The sequence below is a fragment of the Xanthomonas sp. NCPPB 3005 genome (assembly GCF_041228095.2).
Classification (GTDB): domain Bacteria; phylum Pseudomonadota; class Gammaproteobacteria; order Xanthomonadales; family Xanthomonadaceae; genus Xanthomonas_A; species Xanthomonas_A bonasiae.
The window spans coordinates 3,779,082-3,793,052 of the sequence record NZ_CP166096.2 but is presented as its reverse complement, the minus strand read 5'-3'; the positions used below and the strand labels follow the sequence as shown (position 1 = coordinate 3,793,052).

13 protein-coding genes are annotated in these 13,971 nt (G+C 71.3%); 8 read left to right on the top strand and 5 right to left on the bottom strand.

Going from position 1 to position 13,971, the window contains the following annotated elements; genetic code table 11:
- Nucleotides 1-131: 131 nt before the first annotated feature.
- A complete protein-coding gene (locus tag AB8810_RS16360; protein ID WP_191824828.1) occupies nucleotides 132-842 on the bottom strand; it encodes a response regulator transcription factor in 711 nt (236 codons plus the stop codon).
- Between the two features lie 282 nt (nucleotides 843-1,124).
- On the opposite strand from AB8810_RS16360, the gene rlmD reads away from it, so the two are divergent.
- From rlmD to AB8810_RS16320, 8 genes are all read left to right on the top strand, one after another.
- A complete protein-coding gene (rlmD, locus tag AB8810_RS16355) occupies nucleotides 1,125-2,477 on the top strand; it encodes a 23S rRNA (uracil(1939)-C(5))-methyltransferase RlmD (RefSeq protein ID WP_369914227.1) in 1,353 nt (450 codons plus the stop codon).
- A gap of 71 nt (nucleotides 2,478-2,548) precedes the next feature.
- A complete protein-coding gene (locus AB8810_RS16350) occupies nucleotides 2,549-3,055 on the top strand; it encodes a CYTH domain-containing protein (protein ID WP_369914225.1) in 507 nt (168 codons plus the stop codon).
- A gap of 81 nt (nucleotides 3,056-3,136) precedes the next feature.
- Complete coding sequence (locus AB8810_RS16345; protein WP_369914224.1) at nucleotides 3,137-3,814, top strand: DsbA family oxidoreductase; 678 nt, start codon at nucleotides 3,137-3,139, stop codon at nucleotides 3,812-3,814.
- 149 nt (nucleotides 3,815-3,963) lie between these two features.
- The gene (nagZ, locus tag AB8810_RS16340; protein ID WP_191824825.1) at nucleotides 3,964-4,971 is read left to right on the top strand and encodes a beta-N-acetylhexosaminidase; all 1,008 of its coding nucleotides are present in this window, start codon (nucleotides 3,964-3,966) and stop codon (nucleotides 4,969-4,971) included.
- Nucleotides 4,971-5,525 (top strand): hypoxanthine-guanine phosphoribosyltransferase, encoded by a 555-nt coding sequence (locus AB8810_RS16335; RefSeq protein ID WP_179563691.1) that lies wholly within the window; start codon nucleotides 4,971-4,973, stop codon nucleotides 5,523-5,525. Before nagZ ends, AB8810_RS16335 begins: the two co-directional genes overlap by 1 nt.
- Nucleotides 5,526-5,599: 74 nt before the next feature.
- Nucleotides 5,600-6,346 (top strand): S-methyl-5'-thioinosine phosphorylase, encoded by a 747-nt coding sequence (locus AB8810_RS16330; protein ID WP_218847965.1) that lies wholly within the window; start codon nucleotides 5,600-5,602, stop codon nucleotides 6,344-6,346.
- A gap of 89 nt (nucleotides 6,347-6,435) precedes the next feature.
- The gene (locus AB8810_RS16325; protein ID WP_003488188.1) at nucleotides 6,436-6,642 is read left to right on the top strand and encodes a cold-shock protein; all 207 of its coding nucleotides are present in this window, start codon (nucleotides 6,436-6,438) and stop codon (nucleotides 6,640-6,642) included.
- Between the two features lie 97 nt (nucleotides 6,643-6,739).
- Nucleotides 6,740-8,017 (top strand): FAD-dependent oxidoreductase, encoded by a 1,278-nt coding sequence (locus tag AB8810_RS16320; RefSeq protein ID WP_369914223.1) that lies wholly within the window; start codon nucleotides 6,740-6,742, stop codon nucleotides 8,015-8,017.
- 175 nt (nucleotides 8,018-8,192) lie between these two features.
- On the opposite strand, the gene pdeM is transcribed toward AB8810_RS16320, so the two are convergent.
- Genes pdeM through AB8810_RS16300 form a run of 4 tightly spaced genes read right to left on the bottom strand, consistent with a single transcriptional unit; the run spans nucleotide 8,193 to nucleotide 13,963 of the window.
- Complete coding sequence (gene pdeM / locus AB8810_RS16315; protein ID WP_369914222.1) at nucleotides 8,193-8,843, bottom strand: ligase-associated DNA damage response endonuclease PdeM; 651 nt, start codon at nucleotides 8,841-8,843, stop codon at nucleotides 8,193-8,195.
- Nucleotides 8,833-11,373, bottom strand: coding sequence for a ligase-associated DNA damage response DEXH box helicase (locus AB8810_RS16310; protein WP_369914221.1), 2,541 nt, complete (start codon nucleotides 11,371-11,373; stop codon nucleotides 8,833-8,835). Before AB8810_RS16310 ends, pdeM begins: the two co-directional genes overlap by 11 nt.
- A complete protein-coding gene (locus AB8810_RS16305; RefSeq protein WP_369914220.1) occupies nucleotides 11,370-12,962 on the bottom strand; it encodes an ATP-dependent DNA ligase in 1,593 nt (530 codons plus the stop codon). The genes AB8810_RS16310 and AB8810_RS16305 overlap by 4 nt, the downstream gene beginning before the upstream one ends.
- Nucleotides 12,959-13,963 (bottom strand): ligase-associated DNA damage response exonuclease, encoded by a 1,005-nt coding sequence (locus AB8810_RS16300; RefSeq protein ID WP_191824820.1) that lies wholly within the window; start codon nucleotides 13,961-13,963, stop codon nucleotides 12,959-12,961. The genes AB8810_RS16305 and AB8810_RS16300 overlap by 4 nt, the downstream gene beginning before the upstream one ends.
- Between the last annotated feature and the right edge of the window lie 8 nt (nucleotides 13,964-13,971).

The following is a 13,971-nucleotide window of genomic DNA, read 5'->3' as shown; positions in this document are numbered from 1 at the left end:
GCTTCAGCTCCAACCGCTCACCCACCATGCCGGCTTGCCGATGGTGTCTGTCGCGGCTGAAGCCGCTCCTACATGGGCGTGCGGCAAGTGCGCCTTTTACGAATCCCCAATCCCCAATCCCAAATCCCGGCTCAATGCAACAACGCCGCGACCGCCTCGCTGAACTGGCTGCGCGCCTGCGACGAGGCCGGGTCGCCCTGCAGCTGGCGTACCGCGCGCGCCAGCCGTGCGGCGCCGACGAAGCCGCAGCTGGCCTGCAGCCGGTGCAGGTGGTTGCGCACCGCCTGCTCGTCGCTGAGCTGCAGCGCCGAGGCGACCGCGTCGCGGGTGCCGGGCAACTCGGCCAGGAACAGTTCGCGCAGCGCGATCAGGTGCGAGCGCTCGCCGTTGAGCGCGACCAGGGCGGTGGTCTCGTCCCAGTCCACCGCCGCCTCCACCGCGCCCGGCGCGGTGCCGACGCTGCCACGCGCCAGCAACCGCCGCACCGCCTGCAGCAGGCGTTCGGGACTGAGCGGTTTCAGCAGCACTTCGGCGAAACCGGCGCCGAGCAGGTGCTCGCGGACCGCGCCGCTGGCGTCGGCGGTATGCGCCAGCGCCAGGGTGCCGGGGCGCTGCCGCTGCAGGCGCTGCAGCAGGTCGGCACCGCTGCCGTCGGGCAGGTTGGCGTCGATCAGCCACAGATCGTGTTCCTGCGCCTGCGCACTGGCCAGCGCGGAAGCGACGGTGTCGGCCAGATCGACCTGCGCGGGCAGGGATTCCAGCGTCACTTGCAAAAACGTGCGACTGATCGGGTCGTCCTCGACCAGCAAAAGTCGCGTCACAGGGTCCTGGGTCGATGCCATCCTTATGCCTCCATGCGGCCTGGGCGCATCTTAGCGGCTGCGACGATGCGTCGCATCACTTTGCGCCGCCGCCGCCGCGTCCGCAAGCCGGTGCCCCGGGCCCGCCGCCGGGGGGGGCCGCTGGCCGGATCGGCGCAGGCCAGGGCAACCCGAAGCGCCGCGTCCGGGCGCCGATAGGGCGGCGTCGGCGCCCGCGCACCGCAGGGCCGCTCCCCGCGCATCGGCAGGCCCTGGCGCATCTGCGACAATGGCCGCCCTTTTTCGCCCGCAGCCTGCCGCCACGTGGCCCGATCCAGAAAACGCCTAGACCGCACCCCGTTCCAGACCGATATCGTCGACCTCAGCCACGACGGCCGCGGCGTCGCCCGCCCCGAGGGCGAGGGCGGCAAGGTCGCCTTCGTCGCCGGCGCGCTGCCGGGCGAGACGGTGCTCGCCGAGCCCACCGCGCGTAACCGTCATTTCGACGAAGCGCGCACCCTGCAGGTGCTGCAGGCCTCGCCGCAGCGGGTCGAACCGCGCTGCCCGCATTTCGGGGTCTGCGCCGGCTGCGTGCTACAGCACCTGGCCGAGGACCAGCAGATCCTGGCCAAGCAGCGGGTGCTGACCGAGAACCTGGAGCGGATCGGCCACGTGACCCCGCAGACGGTGCTGCCGGCGCTGTCCGGCGCGCCCTGGGGCTACCGGCGCAAGGGCCGTTTCTCGGTGCGCCGGGTGGAGAAGAAGGACAAGACCCTGGTCGGCTTCCGCGAGCTCGACCCGCGCTTCGTCGCCGACCTGTCGGTGTGCCACACGGTGATTCCGCAGATCGGCTTCAAGGTGAGCGCGCTGGCCGAACTGGTCGAGAGCCTGGACGGCAAGCGCGACATCCCGCAGATCGAGTTCATCGCCGGCGACGACGCCGTGGCGCTGACTTTCCGCCACATGCAGCCGCTCAGTGCGCGCGACCAGGCGGCGCTGGTGGCGTTCGCCCAGGCCCACGAGTTCGCCATCTTCCTGCAGCCCGGCGGCGTGGACAGCGTGCATCCGCTGTATCCGCAGGACGTGCCGCTGTCGTTCCGCTTGCCGCAGTGGGACGTGGAACTGGCGTTCCGGCCGCTGGACTTCATCCAGGTCAACGCCTCGCTCAACCAGAAGATGATCGCGCTGGCGCTGACCCTGCTCGACGCGCAGCCCGGCGACCGCGTGCTCGACCTGTTCTGCGGGCTGGGCAACTTCACCCTGCCGCTGGCGCGCACGGTGCGCGAGGTGGTGGGCGTGGAAGGCGATGCGGGGCTGGTGGCGCGGGCGCGCGACAACGCGCAGCGCAACGGCCTGGACAACGCGCAGTTCTTCGCCGCCGACCTGACCCAGGACCAGCGCCAGGCGCCGTGGATGCAGCAGGGCTTCGACAAGCTGCTGCTCGACCCGCCGCGCTCCGGCGCGATCGAGGTGTTGCGGCAGCTGCCGCTGGAGACGTTCCAGCGCATCGTCTACGTCAGCTGCCACCCCGGCTCGCTGGCGCGCGACGCCGGCTACCTGGTCAACGAGCAGGGCTTCGTGCTGAAGGCCGCCGGCGCGATGGACATGTTCCCCCACACGGCGCATGTGGAGAGCATTGCGGTGTTCGAGAAGCCGGGAGTCGGGAATGGGGAATAGGGAGTGGTAACAGCGGCGTCCGCGCGCTGGCTTATGCTTTTCCCATTCTCCTTTCCCGATTCCCCATTCCCATGCCTATCGAAATCGAACGCAAATTCCTCGTCACCGGCGACGGCTGGCGCGCTGCGGCGCATCGGGTGATCCCGATGGCGCAGGGCTATATCAACGACCAGGCGGCGATGGACAGTGGCGCGCAGAAGGCCTCGGTGCGGGTCCGCATCCAGGACCAGGAGGCGTTCCTCAACCTCAAGTCGCGCGAGCTGGGGCACACCCGCCAGGAGTTCGAGTATCCGCTGCCGCTGGACGACGCGCGCGCGCTGCTGGCGCTGTGCGTGGGCGGGCTGATCGACAAGCGCCGGCACCTGGTGCAGCACCAGGGCCATCTGTGGGAAGTGGACGAGTTCCTCGGCGACAACGCCGGGCTGGTGGTCGCCGAGATCGAGCTGCAGAGCGCCGACGAGGCCTTCGCCAAGCCCGACTGGATCGGCGCCGAAGTCACCGACGATGCGCGCTATTACAACCTGGCGCTGGCTTCGCATCCGTTCAGTGAGTGGCCGGGATTTGGGATTCGGGATTAGGGATTGGCAAAAGCGAGTCAAGTGCGGCGATCAGGCTTATGCTTTTGCGAATCCCCATTCCCGAATCCCGAATCCCCGCTCATGCGCCTCGATATCTGGTCCGACGTGGTCTGCCCCTGGTGCTGGATCGGCAAGCGCCGGTTGCAGCAAGGCATTGCGGCGCTCGGCGCGGATGCGCCGGCGCTGGAGATCCATTGGCATCCGTACCTGCTCGATCCCGATGCCGGCACCGAGCCGGTGCCGCTGCGCAAGGCGTATGAAGCCAAGTTCGGCGGCGCCGCGCGCACCGAGCAGATCCTGGCGCAGACCCAGGCCACCGCGCGCGCCGAGGGGCTGCCGTTCGACTTCGACCGCGGCCAGGTGCGGGTGACCACGCTGCCGGCGCACCGGCTGCTGTGGCTGGCGGCGCGCGAAGGCGATGCCGAGGCGGTGGCCGAGGCGCTGTTCCACGCGCATTTCGCCGAAGGCCGCAACCTGGCCGAGACCGGCACGCTGCTCGCCGCCGGCGCCGCCGGCGGGCTGCCCGCGGCGCGGGTGCAGGCGCTGCTGGACGGCGACGAGGGACTGGCCGAGATCCAGGCGCAGCTGCAGCAGGCGCAGGCGATGGGTATCCGCGCAGTGCCGACCTACGTCGTCGACGGCCGCCACGCGATCCAGGGAGCGCAGCCGCCGGAGGTGTTCGCCGCGACCCTGCGCGGCCTGCTGCCGCCGGCGCCGGAGGCGGCGCAGGACTGCGGCCCCGACGGTTGCGCGGTGTAGGCCGGTCACACTAGCGCAACGTGGCGCAGCCACGGCGCGCCAGCGGCACGCGCCGGCACCGCGCGGCACTTGCGGCCTGTCGCCGGCGCCGGCATCTGCGACAATGCCGCCCAGGCGCGCTGAACAGCGCTGGCAGGAGAATCCCCCGCATGCTCGCGATCGGCGTCGCCGGTACCGAACTCACCGCCCAGGAACGCGACTGGCTGCAGCACGATGCCGTCGCCGGCGTGGTCCTGTTCAAGCGCAATTTCGCCTCCAGGGCGCAGCTGGTGGAGCTGACCGCGGCCATCCGCGCCGCGGCGCCGCGGCCGCAGCTGATCTGCGTGGACCAGGAAGGCGGCCGCGTGCAGCGCTTCCGCGAAGGCTATAGCGCCTTGCCGCCGCTGCACGGCTTCGGCGCGCTGTATGCGCGCGATCGCGATGCGGCGCTGGCGCTGGCCGAGCAGCATGCCTGGCTGATGGCCAGCGAGGTCCGCGCCAGCGGCGTGGACCTGAGTTTCGCCCCGGTGGTGGATCTGGCGCGCGGCAACCGCGCGATCGGCGACCGCGCCTTCAGCGACGATCCGCAGGTGGTGGCCGCGTTCACCGGCGCCTACGTGCGCGGCATGCACAGCGTCGGCATGGCCGCCACCCTCAAGCACTTTCCCGGCCACGGCACGGTGCTGGAAGACACCCACGTCGACAACGCCGTCGATCCGCGCCCGCTGCAGGAACTGCGCGAGCAGGACCTGGTGCCGTTCGCCGCCGGCATCGCCGCCGGTGCCGATGCGGTGATGATGGCGCACGTGGTCTACCCGCAGGTCGCGCCGGAACCGGCCGGCTATTCGCCGCGCTGGATCCAGCAGATCCTGCGCCAGGAACTGGGCTTCCGCGGCGTGGTGTTCTCAGACGACATCGGCATGGCCGCCTCGTTCGCCGCCGGCGGCGTCGCCGCGCGGGTGTCCGCGCACCTGGACGCCGGCTGCGACGTGGTCCTGGTCTGCCATCCCGAACTGGTCGAAGACTCGCTGCAGGCCGTGCGCGACCGCCCGCTCAATACCGCCGCGCTGCTCGGCCTGATCGGCCGCGGCGCCCTCGGCTGGGACGGGCTGCTCGCCGATGCCCGCTACGGCCACACCCAATCCCACCTGCTCGCAACCCTCGGAAAAACCGCCTGATGTCCACTCTCACCATCGCCCAGGCCCTGGCCCAGGCCGACCTGCTGGTCGATCGTCCGCACCTCGACCAGGCCATCGCGCGCATGGCCGACGCCATCGCCGCCGACTACCGCGGCGAGATCCCGGTCTACCTGACCATCATGCACGGCGCGCTGCCGTTCGCCGGGCAACTGGCGCTGGAACTGGGCGCGCGCGGCCAGGACCTGCAGCTGGATTACCTGCACGCCACCCGCTACCGCGGCGAGACCGTCGGCGGCGAACTGGTGTGGAAGCACCGCCCGGCCACCGCGCTGTACGGGCGCCGCGTGCTGCTGCTCGACGACATCCTCGACGAAGGGCTGACCCTGCTGGCGGTACGCCAGTGGTGCCTGGAACAGGGCGCCACCGACGTGCGCATCGCCGCGCTGACGGTCAAGCGCCACGACCGCCGCGTGGACGACGTCAACGCCGACTACGTGGGCGTGGAAGTGCCCGACCGCTACGTGTTCGGCTTCGGCATGGACGTCAACGAAGGCCTGCGCAACCTGCCGGCGATCTACGCGATGAAGGAATAGGGCGCGGCGCCTTTTCCCATCGCGCGCCGGCCGTCGCGGCCGGCGTTCGCGCACGTTCTGATTCGAGGATCTGCATGGACAACATCGCACTGGCCGTGATCGGCGGCACCGGCGTCTACAAGCTCGCACAACTGGACGACGTGGAGACCCGCCAGGTCGACACCCGCTACGGCAGTCCGTCCGGCCCGGTGCGCATCGGCACGCTGCTCGGTCACCGGGTCGCGTTCCTGGCCCGGCACGGCGAGGGCCATTCGCTGCCGCCGCACAAGATCAACTACCGCGCAAACCTTGCGGCACTGCAGCAAGTCGGCGCCACGCGGGTGCTCGCGCTCAACACCGTCGGCGGCATCGGCGAGCGCTTCGGCCCGCGCGTGCTGGCCTGCCCGGACCAGTTGATCGACTACACCTGGGGCCGCGTCTCCACGCTGAGCGAGGAGCCGGGCAGCGAGGTGCTGCACGTGGATTTCGGCCATCCGTATTCGCCGATGCTGCGCAGCAAGGTGCTGGCCGCCGCGCGCGTGACCGGCGCCGAGGTGGTCGATGGCGGCTGCTACGGCGCCACCCAGGGACCGCGACTGGAAACGATTGCAGAGATCGCCCGGCTGCGCCGCGACGGCTGCGACCTGGTCGGCATGACCGGCATGCCGGAAGCGGGCCTGGCGCGCGAATTGGGCCTGGAATACGTGTGTCTGGCGATCGTGGCGAACTGGGCCGCGGGCTGCGGCGACGCACAGGAAATCACCCTGGCCGAGGTGCTGGCGAATGTGGAGGCGGCGTCGGCGGGGTTGCCGGAGCTGATCGGCGAACTGGCGCGCGGGTGATTGTCTTCGTTGCCCAAGCTTTGCATACTCCGCCGGTGCGGGCTGCCGCACAACCACCACCCATTCATTGCACAAGGTCTCGCATCACCATGCCGAACGGTACCGTCAAGTGGTTCAACGACGCCAAGGGATTTGGCTTTATTTCACCGGAAGACGGCAGCGCCGATGTATTCGCGCACTTCTCCGCGATCAATTCCAAGGGCTTCCGCAGCCTGCAGGAAGGACAGCGTGTCAGCTATGACGTGACCCAGGGTCCGAAGGGCGCGCAGGCCTCCAATATTACGCCTGTCGAGTAAATCGCTTGCTCGGCTGAGCTGTTTTTGAGCCCCGCTTCGGCGGGGTTTTTTATGGATGGCGATACCGCTGCGGTGTCGCCCGCAATCAGTGGATGCGATGAAGCAACGGATGCAGATCGGCATCGTCGGCTACGGCACGGCGGGCCAGGCCCTGGCGCTGCTGCTGGCGCGCGACGGCCATCGGGTGCAGGTGTTCGAGCGCGCGCCGCAGCCGGGTCCGGTCGGCGCCGGGTTCCTGCTGCAGCCGACCGGGCTGCAGGTGCTGTGGCGGATCGGCCTGCTCGAGCAGGCGCTGGCGCATGGCGCGCCGGTGCGCCGCCTGTACGGCGAGACGCCGTGCGGCCGCGCGGTGATGGACATGCGCTACCGCGACCTGGACACGCGCCTGTTCGGGCTGGGCATGCAGCGCGGCGCGCTGTTCTCGCTGCTGGCGCAGGCATGGGACGGCTATGCCGAGCTGCAGCGCGACACGCGCATCGTCGCCATCGACGACGGCCTGCGCCGGGTGCAGGACCAGCACGGGCGCTGGCATGGTCCGTTCGACCTGGTGATCGCCAGCGACGGTTCGGCCTCGGCGTTGCGCGCGCAGGTGCAGGGCACGCGCCTGGACCGGGTCTATCCGTGGGGCGCGCTGTGGTGCCTGCTGCCGCGCGGCGACTGGGCCTTCGCCGACGAACTGCGCCAGCGCTACGTGGCCGCGCGGAAGATGATCGGGCTGTTGCCGGTCGGTACCCGGCCGGACGACCCCGAGCCGCGCATGAGTTTCTTCTGGAGCCTGCCCACCGCCGATTTCGATGCCTGGCAGGCGCGCGGCATGGAGGCGTGGCTGGACGAGGTCGCGCAGCTGTGGCCGCAGGCGCGCGAGCGCCTGGCGCAGGTGTGCGCACCGGCGCAGCTGGCGCGGGCCAGCTATCGCGATGCGGTACAGCAGCGCTGGTACCGCGGCCGCCTGGTGCTGGCCGGCGATGCGGCGCATTCGATGAGCCCGCAGCTGGGGCAGGGCGTCAACATGGCGCTGATGGATGCGTGGGTGTTGAGCGAGAGCCTGCGCGAAGCCCCGGACCTGGACGCGGCATTGGCGCGCTACCAGGCGCAGCGCCATGCACACGTGGCGGTGTACCAGTTCTGGAGCCGCTGGCTGACCCCGCTGTTCCAGTCCGAACGCGACCTGGTGGCGCGCGTGCGCGACCTCGGCATGCTGCCGGCCGGGCGCATGCCGGGCGGTCGCGGGCACATGCTGCGCGTGCTCAGCGGTACCCAGCACGGGTGGTTCGGCAAGCTGCCGCTGGAACCTGGATTTCTGCAGGCGCTGGCGGAGACGGCGGCAGTGCCACGGATTGCGGCGGGGCAGGCGCAGGGCGAACAGGTGCAGTGAGCCAGTGCGTTCGTGCAGATGGCGAACGACGTTGTTTCTGCGATCGGCCGGCCTGTTGCGATGCCGCGGCGGCAGCGCTTTCTTGTGGGAGGGACTTCAGTCCCGACGCTTTACCGATAACGCGTCGGGACTGAAGTCCCTCCCACAGGGGGTGCTCGGCGTATCCGGGGGCGCGCTATTTCATTGCCGCCGGCAACGCCAGCGTCGCGCCTTCTACGCAGACCACCAGGCGTTCGCCCGGGTCCAGGATCGGCACCACGCCGGCGGTGAACTGCGAGAACGCGGGCAGCACCGTCATCCGGTCGCGCAGCCAGAAGGCCGGCCAGCGTTGGCGCATGCCGGGTAGTTTCGCCAACGGATGCAGGTGCCCGCACAGCACGTGCAGCCGCGCGTGCGGCGCCGGATCGTGGCGCAGCGCGAACGGGCCGTCCTCCACCTGTTCGCCCAGCAAGGCGATGTCCAAGCCGGCGCCGGCCAATGCACGGTCGTGGTTGCCGGCGATCGCGGCCAAGCGCAGCTGCGGATGCGCATCGCGCCAGGCATGCCAGTCGCGCTGCCAGGCGGCCGCGGGCGCGGCGCCGTGCAGCACGTCGCCGAGGATCCACAGTTCCTGCGCGTCCTGTGCCTGCAGCAGTGCGGCGAGGCGCTGCAGGTCCAGCGCGGTGCCGCCACTGGGCAGGCCGATGCCGGCGCGGCGGAACACGTCGGCCTTGCCCAGGTGCAGGTCGGCGATCAGCAACCGCCGGCGCGCCGGCCAGTACAGCGCGCGCTCGCCGAGCAGGATCATCGGCTCGCCGGCCAGGCGCCAGTCCAGTTCAGCGCGCATGGCGTTGTTCCAGCTGCGCGGCCGCGCGCGTCACCCGCGCCTTCCAGTCCTCGGTGCTGAGCTGGCCGCGGATGCTCTCGGCCCACAGCGGGAACGACAGCGGCGTCAGGCTGCGCGGCGTGTACACGGCCAGTTCGCGCGCGGCGCAGTCGTGCAGGGTGGCGGCGAGCCGGGTCAGTTCCATCTCGCCCTGCAGCACTTCGCGTTCGGCCTGCGCCAGCAGCAGGTGCCCGGGATCGAAGCGGCTCAGCACGTCGTACAGCAGGCCGCTGGAGGCCTGTAGCTGGCGCAGGCTGCGCGGCGTGCCGCCGGGCAGGCTCGGCGGCAGCAGGCCGGACACGCGCGCGATCTCGCGGAACTGGCGCCGCGCCAGTTCGCCCAGGTTGAGGCTTTCGCGAAGGTCCTCGAACAGGTGCTCGGGGCTGAGCAGTTCGCGCAGCAGCGCTGCGTCGGTGGCCACTTCCTGCGCCGGCGACAGCACCAGCCCGTAGTCGTTGGCGGCGAAACTGAAAGTGTTGCGCTGGCGCCGGCCCCAGCGCAGCGCCAGCAGCGCGGCCAGACCTTCGTGCACCTGACGCCCGGCGAACGGATAGACGAACACGTGGCGGCCGTCGCGGGCGCGCACGCTCTCCACCAGCAGCCGCTGCGGCGACGGCAGCGCCGACAGCGCGCGCTGCAGGCCGAGCAGCGGCGCCAATGCGCGCAGTTCCTCCTCGCCGCGCGGCTCGGCGAAGACGGCTTCCACTTCATGCGCCAGCGCCGAGGACAGCGGCATGCGCCCGCCCATCCATTTCGGCACGCTGCCGTCGCCGCCCTTGGCCAGGCGCACGTAGGCGGTCATGTCTTCCAGCCGCACCAGTTCCAGCAGGCGCCCGGCGAACTGGAAGCGGTCGCCGCGGCGCAGGCGGCCGACGAACTGTTCTTCCACCGCGCCGAGCCGGCCGCCGCGCAGGAAGCGCACCGCGACGCTGCCGTCGCTGGTGATGGTGCCGATCGACAGGCGATGGCGCAGCGCGATGCGGCGGTCGTGCACGCGGTACACGCCGTCCTCGTCGCGCACCACCTTGCGGTAGTCCGGGTACTGCGCCAGCGCGCGGCCGCCCTGCACGACGAACTCCAGCACCGCGGCCCAGGTCGGCGCATCGAGCGCGGCGAACGCGGCGCTGCCGCGGACCTCGTCGAGCAAGGCATCGGCGCGGAAGCCGCCGCCCAGTGCGCAGGTCACGCAATGTTGCGCCAGCACGTCCAGCGACAGCCGCGGGGACGGGCGCGATTCGATGCGGCCGTGGGCGATGGCGCGGCGCGCGGCGGCGTACTCGACCAGCTCCAGCGCATGCGAGGGCACGCACAGCACGTGGCCGGCCTCGCCGGGACGGTGTTTGGCGCGGCCGGCGCGCTGCAGCAGCCGCGCCACGCCCTTCGGACTGCCGATCTGCAGCACCTGGTCGACCGCGGGAAAATCCACGCCCAGGTCCAGGCTCGAGGTCGCGACCACGCAGCGCAGGCTGCCGTCGCGCAGGCCTTGCTCGGCGGCGCGGCGCAGCGCTGGGTCCAGCGAGCCGTGGTGCAGGGCCAGGCTCTGCGCGTCCTCGGGCCACACCGATTCCAGCGCCTGGTGCCACAGTTCGGCCTGCGCGCGGGTGTTGGTGAACAGCAGGCTGGTGCGCACCGCGAACAGTTTTTCCAGCACCCGCGGCAACTGCGCCAGACCCAGGTGGCCGGCCCAGGGGAAGCGCTCGCCGCTGGCCGGGGTCAGCGTTTCCAATGTCAGCGTGCGCGGCTTGACCCCGGCCACGATCGGCGCATCCGCCACGTGCGGGAGCAGCACATCGCGGGCCTCGTCCAGATTGCCGAGCGTGGCCGACAGCCCCCAGGTACGCAGCGCCGGCGCCCACGCGCGCAGCCGCGCCAGGCACAGCTGCAGCAGCACGCCGCGCTTGTTGCCGAGCAACTCGTGCCATTCGTCGACGATCACGCAGCGCAGCGTCGCCAGCTGCGGCGCGGTGTCCGGATAGGACAGCAGCAGCGCCAGCGATTCGGGCGTGGTCACCAGCACGTCGAGCTTGCCGCTGCGCGCCAGGCGCTTGTCGCGCGCGCTGGCATCGCCGGTGCGCAGGCCGATCTGCCAGTCCAGGCCCAGCGCTTCCGCCGGTTCGCGCAACGCGCGCAAGGTGTCGGCGGCGAGCGCGCGCAGCGGGGTGATCCACAGCACTTTCAGGTCGCGCTGCGCCTGCCTGCGCGACCTCGATGCCGATGCGGTCTTGTCGGCAGCGGCTGCCTTGGCGCGGCGTGGCCGCTTGTCTGCCGCCGTCTGCAGCGCGGCCTGTTCGCGCAGGCCTTCCAGCAGCGGGCCGCCGAACGCGGCCAGCGTCTTGCCGCTGCCGGTGGGCGTGTGCAGCAGGCCCGAGCCGCCGTCCAGGTAGTGCCGCCACAGTGCGCGCTGGAATGGCAGCGGTTGCCAGCCTTGCGCGGCGAACCATGCGTACAGCGGCACATCGGCCGGGCGCTTGCGCGCCTGCGCCGCGGTCATCGCGCCAGCGCCTGCAGCGTGGCCAGCCGGTCGGCTTCGGCGAACGGCTTGTCGTGGCGCCAGCGCAGGATGCGCGGGAACCGCACCGCGATGCCGGACTTGTGCCGGCTGCTCTTGTTCACCGCCTCGAAGCCGAGTTCGAACACGTGGTACGGCGTCACCGCGCGCACCGGGCCGAAGCGCTCGGTGGTGTGCGCGCGGATCCAGCGGTCCAGCGCCAGGATCTCGCTGTCGTCCAGCCCCGAATACGCCTTGGCCACCGGCACCAGTTGCGCGCCGTCCCACAGTCCGAAGGTGTAGTCGGTGTACAGCGTGCTGCGGCGGCCGTGACCGGCCTGCGCGTACAGCAGAACCGCGTCGATGGTCAGCGGTTCGATCTTCCACTTCCACCAGTCGCCGCGGCGGCGCCCGGATTGGTAGGGCGACGCGGCGCGCTTGAGCATCAGCCCTTCCACGCCGCGCTCGCGCGAATCCTCGCGCAGCGTTGCGGCGTCTTCCCACGAGGCGGCCTGTACCTGCGGCGACAGCACGATGCGCGGATCGGCGTGCGCAGCGAGCAAGGCCTGCAGCTGCGCGCGGCGCTGCGCCAGCGGCTGCTCGCGCAGGTCGATGCCGTCCAGCTCCAGCAGGTCGTAGGCGAGCACCCGCGCCGGCGTGTCGGCCAGCGTCTTGGCGCCGGGCTTGCGGCGCTGGATGCGGGTCTGCAGCGCGGTGAACGGCAGCGGCGCGATGTCGCCGTCGCGCCAGCCCAGCAGTTCGCCGTCGATCACCGCATCGCGTGGCAGTGTGGCCGCGGCGGTCTCGATCTCGGGGAAGCGGCCGTCCAGGCGTTCCTCGCCGCGCGACCACAGCGCCGTCTCGCCGGCGCGGCGAATCAACTGCAGGCGGATGCCGTCCCACTTCCATTCCAGTTGCCAGTCGTCGATCGCGCCCAGCGTGGCCACGTCGTTTTCCAGCGGCGAGGCCAAGAAGAACGGGTAGGGCTGCTGGCGGTCGCTGGCCAGCACCTCGTGCGACAACAGGTCTTCCAGCGCGGCCGGGGTCGGCGACCACGCGCCGAGCATGCGCTGGGCGATGCGCGCGATGTCGATCCCCGACATCGCCGCCAGCGCCTGCTGCACCAGCCGCTGCGACACGCCCACGCGCAGCGCGCCGGTGAGCAGCTTGTTGAACAGCAGGCGTTCGTCGAACGCCAGGCTGCGCCAGCCGGCGAGCACCGCGGCGTGGCGCGCGGCCTCGTCCTGCGCGGCGACCGGCAGCAGGCGTTCCTCGATCCAGTCGCGCAGCGGCGCCGGATCGGAGGCTGCGGCCGGATCGTCGAGCAACAGGGTCAGGGTTTCGGCGAGGTCGCCGACATGGTCGTAGCTGTCGTCGACCAGCCAGCCGGGCAGGCCGCTTTCCTGCGCGATCCACTCGCGCAGTTCGCGGGTATTGGCGATGCGCCGCAGCTTGCCGCCGCTCAGCAGCCAGATCGCCCATGCCGCGTCGGCCGGCGGCGCCTGTTCGAAATACGCGACCAGCGCGGCGCGCTTGTCCAGCGTCGCGGTGCTCTGGTCCAACTGCCGGTACAGCGCGGCGAAGCGCTTCATTCCTCGGCACCGTAGTCGGTGCGGAACGCCTCGGCGGCGACGCCGCGTTCGTTCAAGGCGCGGATGATCGCGTCGGTGTTGCCGTGGGTGGCGATGACCCGTCGCGCGCCGGTTTCCTCGATGGTGCGCAGCAGGTCCGGCCAATCGGCATGGTCGGAGACCACGAAGCCGCGGTCGTAGTTGCGCCGGCGACGGTTGCCGCGCAGCCGCATCCAGCCCGAGGCGAAGCCGAGCTGCGCATGGCGGAAGCGGCGCAGCCACGGGCTGCCTGCGGCCGACGGCGGCGCCAGCACCAGCTGCCCGGCGTAGTCGGCGCGCTTGTCCATGTCGGCCACCGGGTGCGTGTCCAGCATCGCGATGCCGGCGTCGCGGTACACCGCCACACCGGCGGCGACCGCGCCATGCAGCAGCGCCGGCTGGTCGTCCCACGGCTGCAGCTCGGCCAGCACCCGTTGCGCCTTGCCCAGCGCATAACAGAACAGCACCGCGGCCTCGCCGCGCGCGGCGCATTCGTGGCGCCAGGCGACGATCTCGCGCGCCACCGCGGCGGTGTCCGGCCAGCGGTATACCGGCAGGCCGAAGGTGGCCTCGGTGATGAAGGTGTCGCAGCGCACCACCTCGAACGCCGCGCAGGTCGGGTCGGGCTGGCGTTTGTAGTCGCCCGAGGCCACCCACACTTCGCCGTCCACGTCGATGCGCACCTGCGCCGAGCCGAGCACGTGCCCGGCCGGATGCAGCGACACCGTTGCTGCGCCCAGCGCGAAGCGTTCGCCGTAGTCGTAGGCCCGGTAGGCCTGGTCGCCGAGGCGCCAGCGCAGGATCGGCAGGCCGGCGGCGGCGCAGTGGTATTCGCCCATGCCGGCGCGCGCGTGGTCGCCGTGGCCATGGGTGATGACCGCGCGCGGCACCGGCCGCCAGGGATCGATATGGAAGTCGCCGGCGGGGCAGTACAGCCCTTCCGGGCGCAGCACCACCAGGTCCTGGGAGGCGGGATTCGGCATGCCCGCCA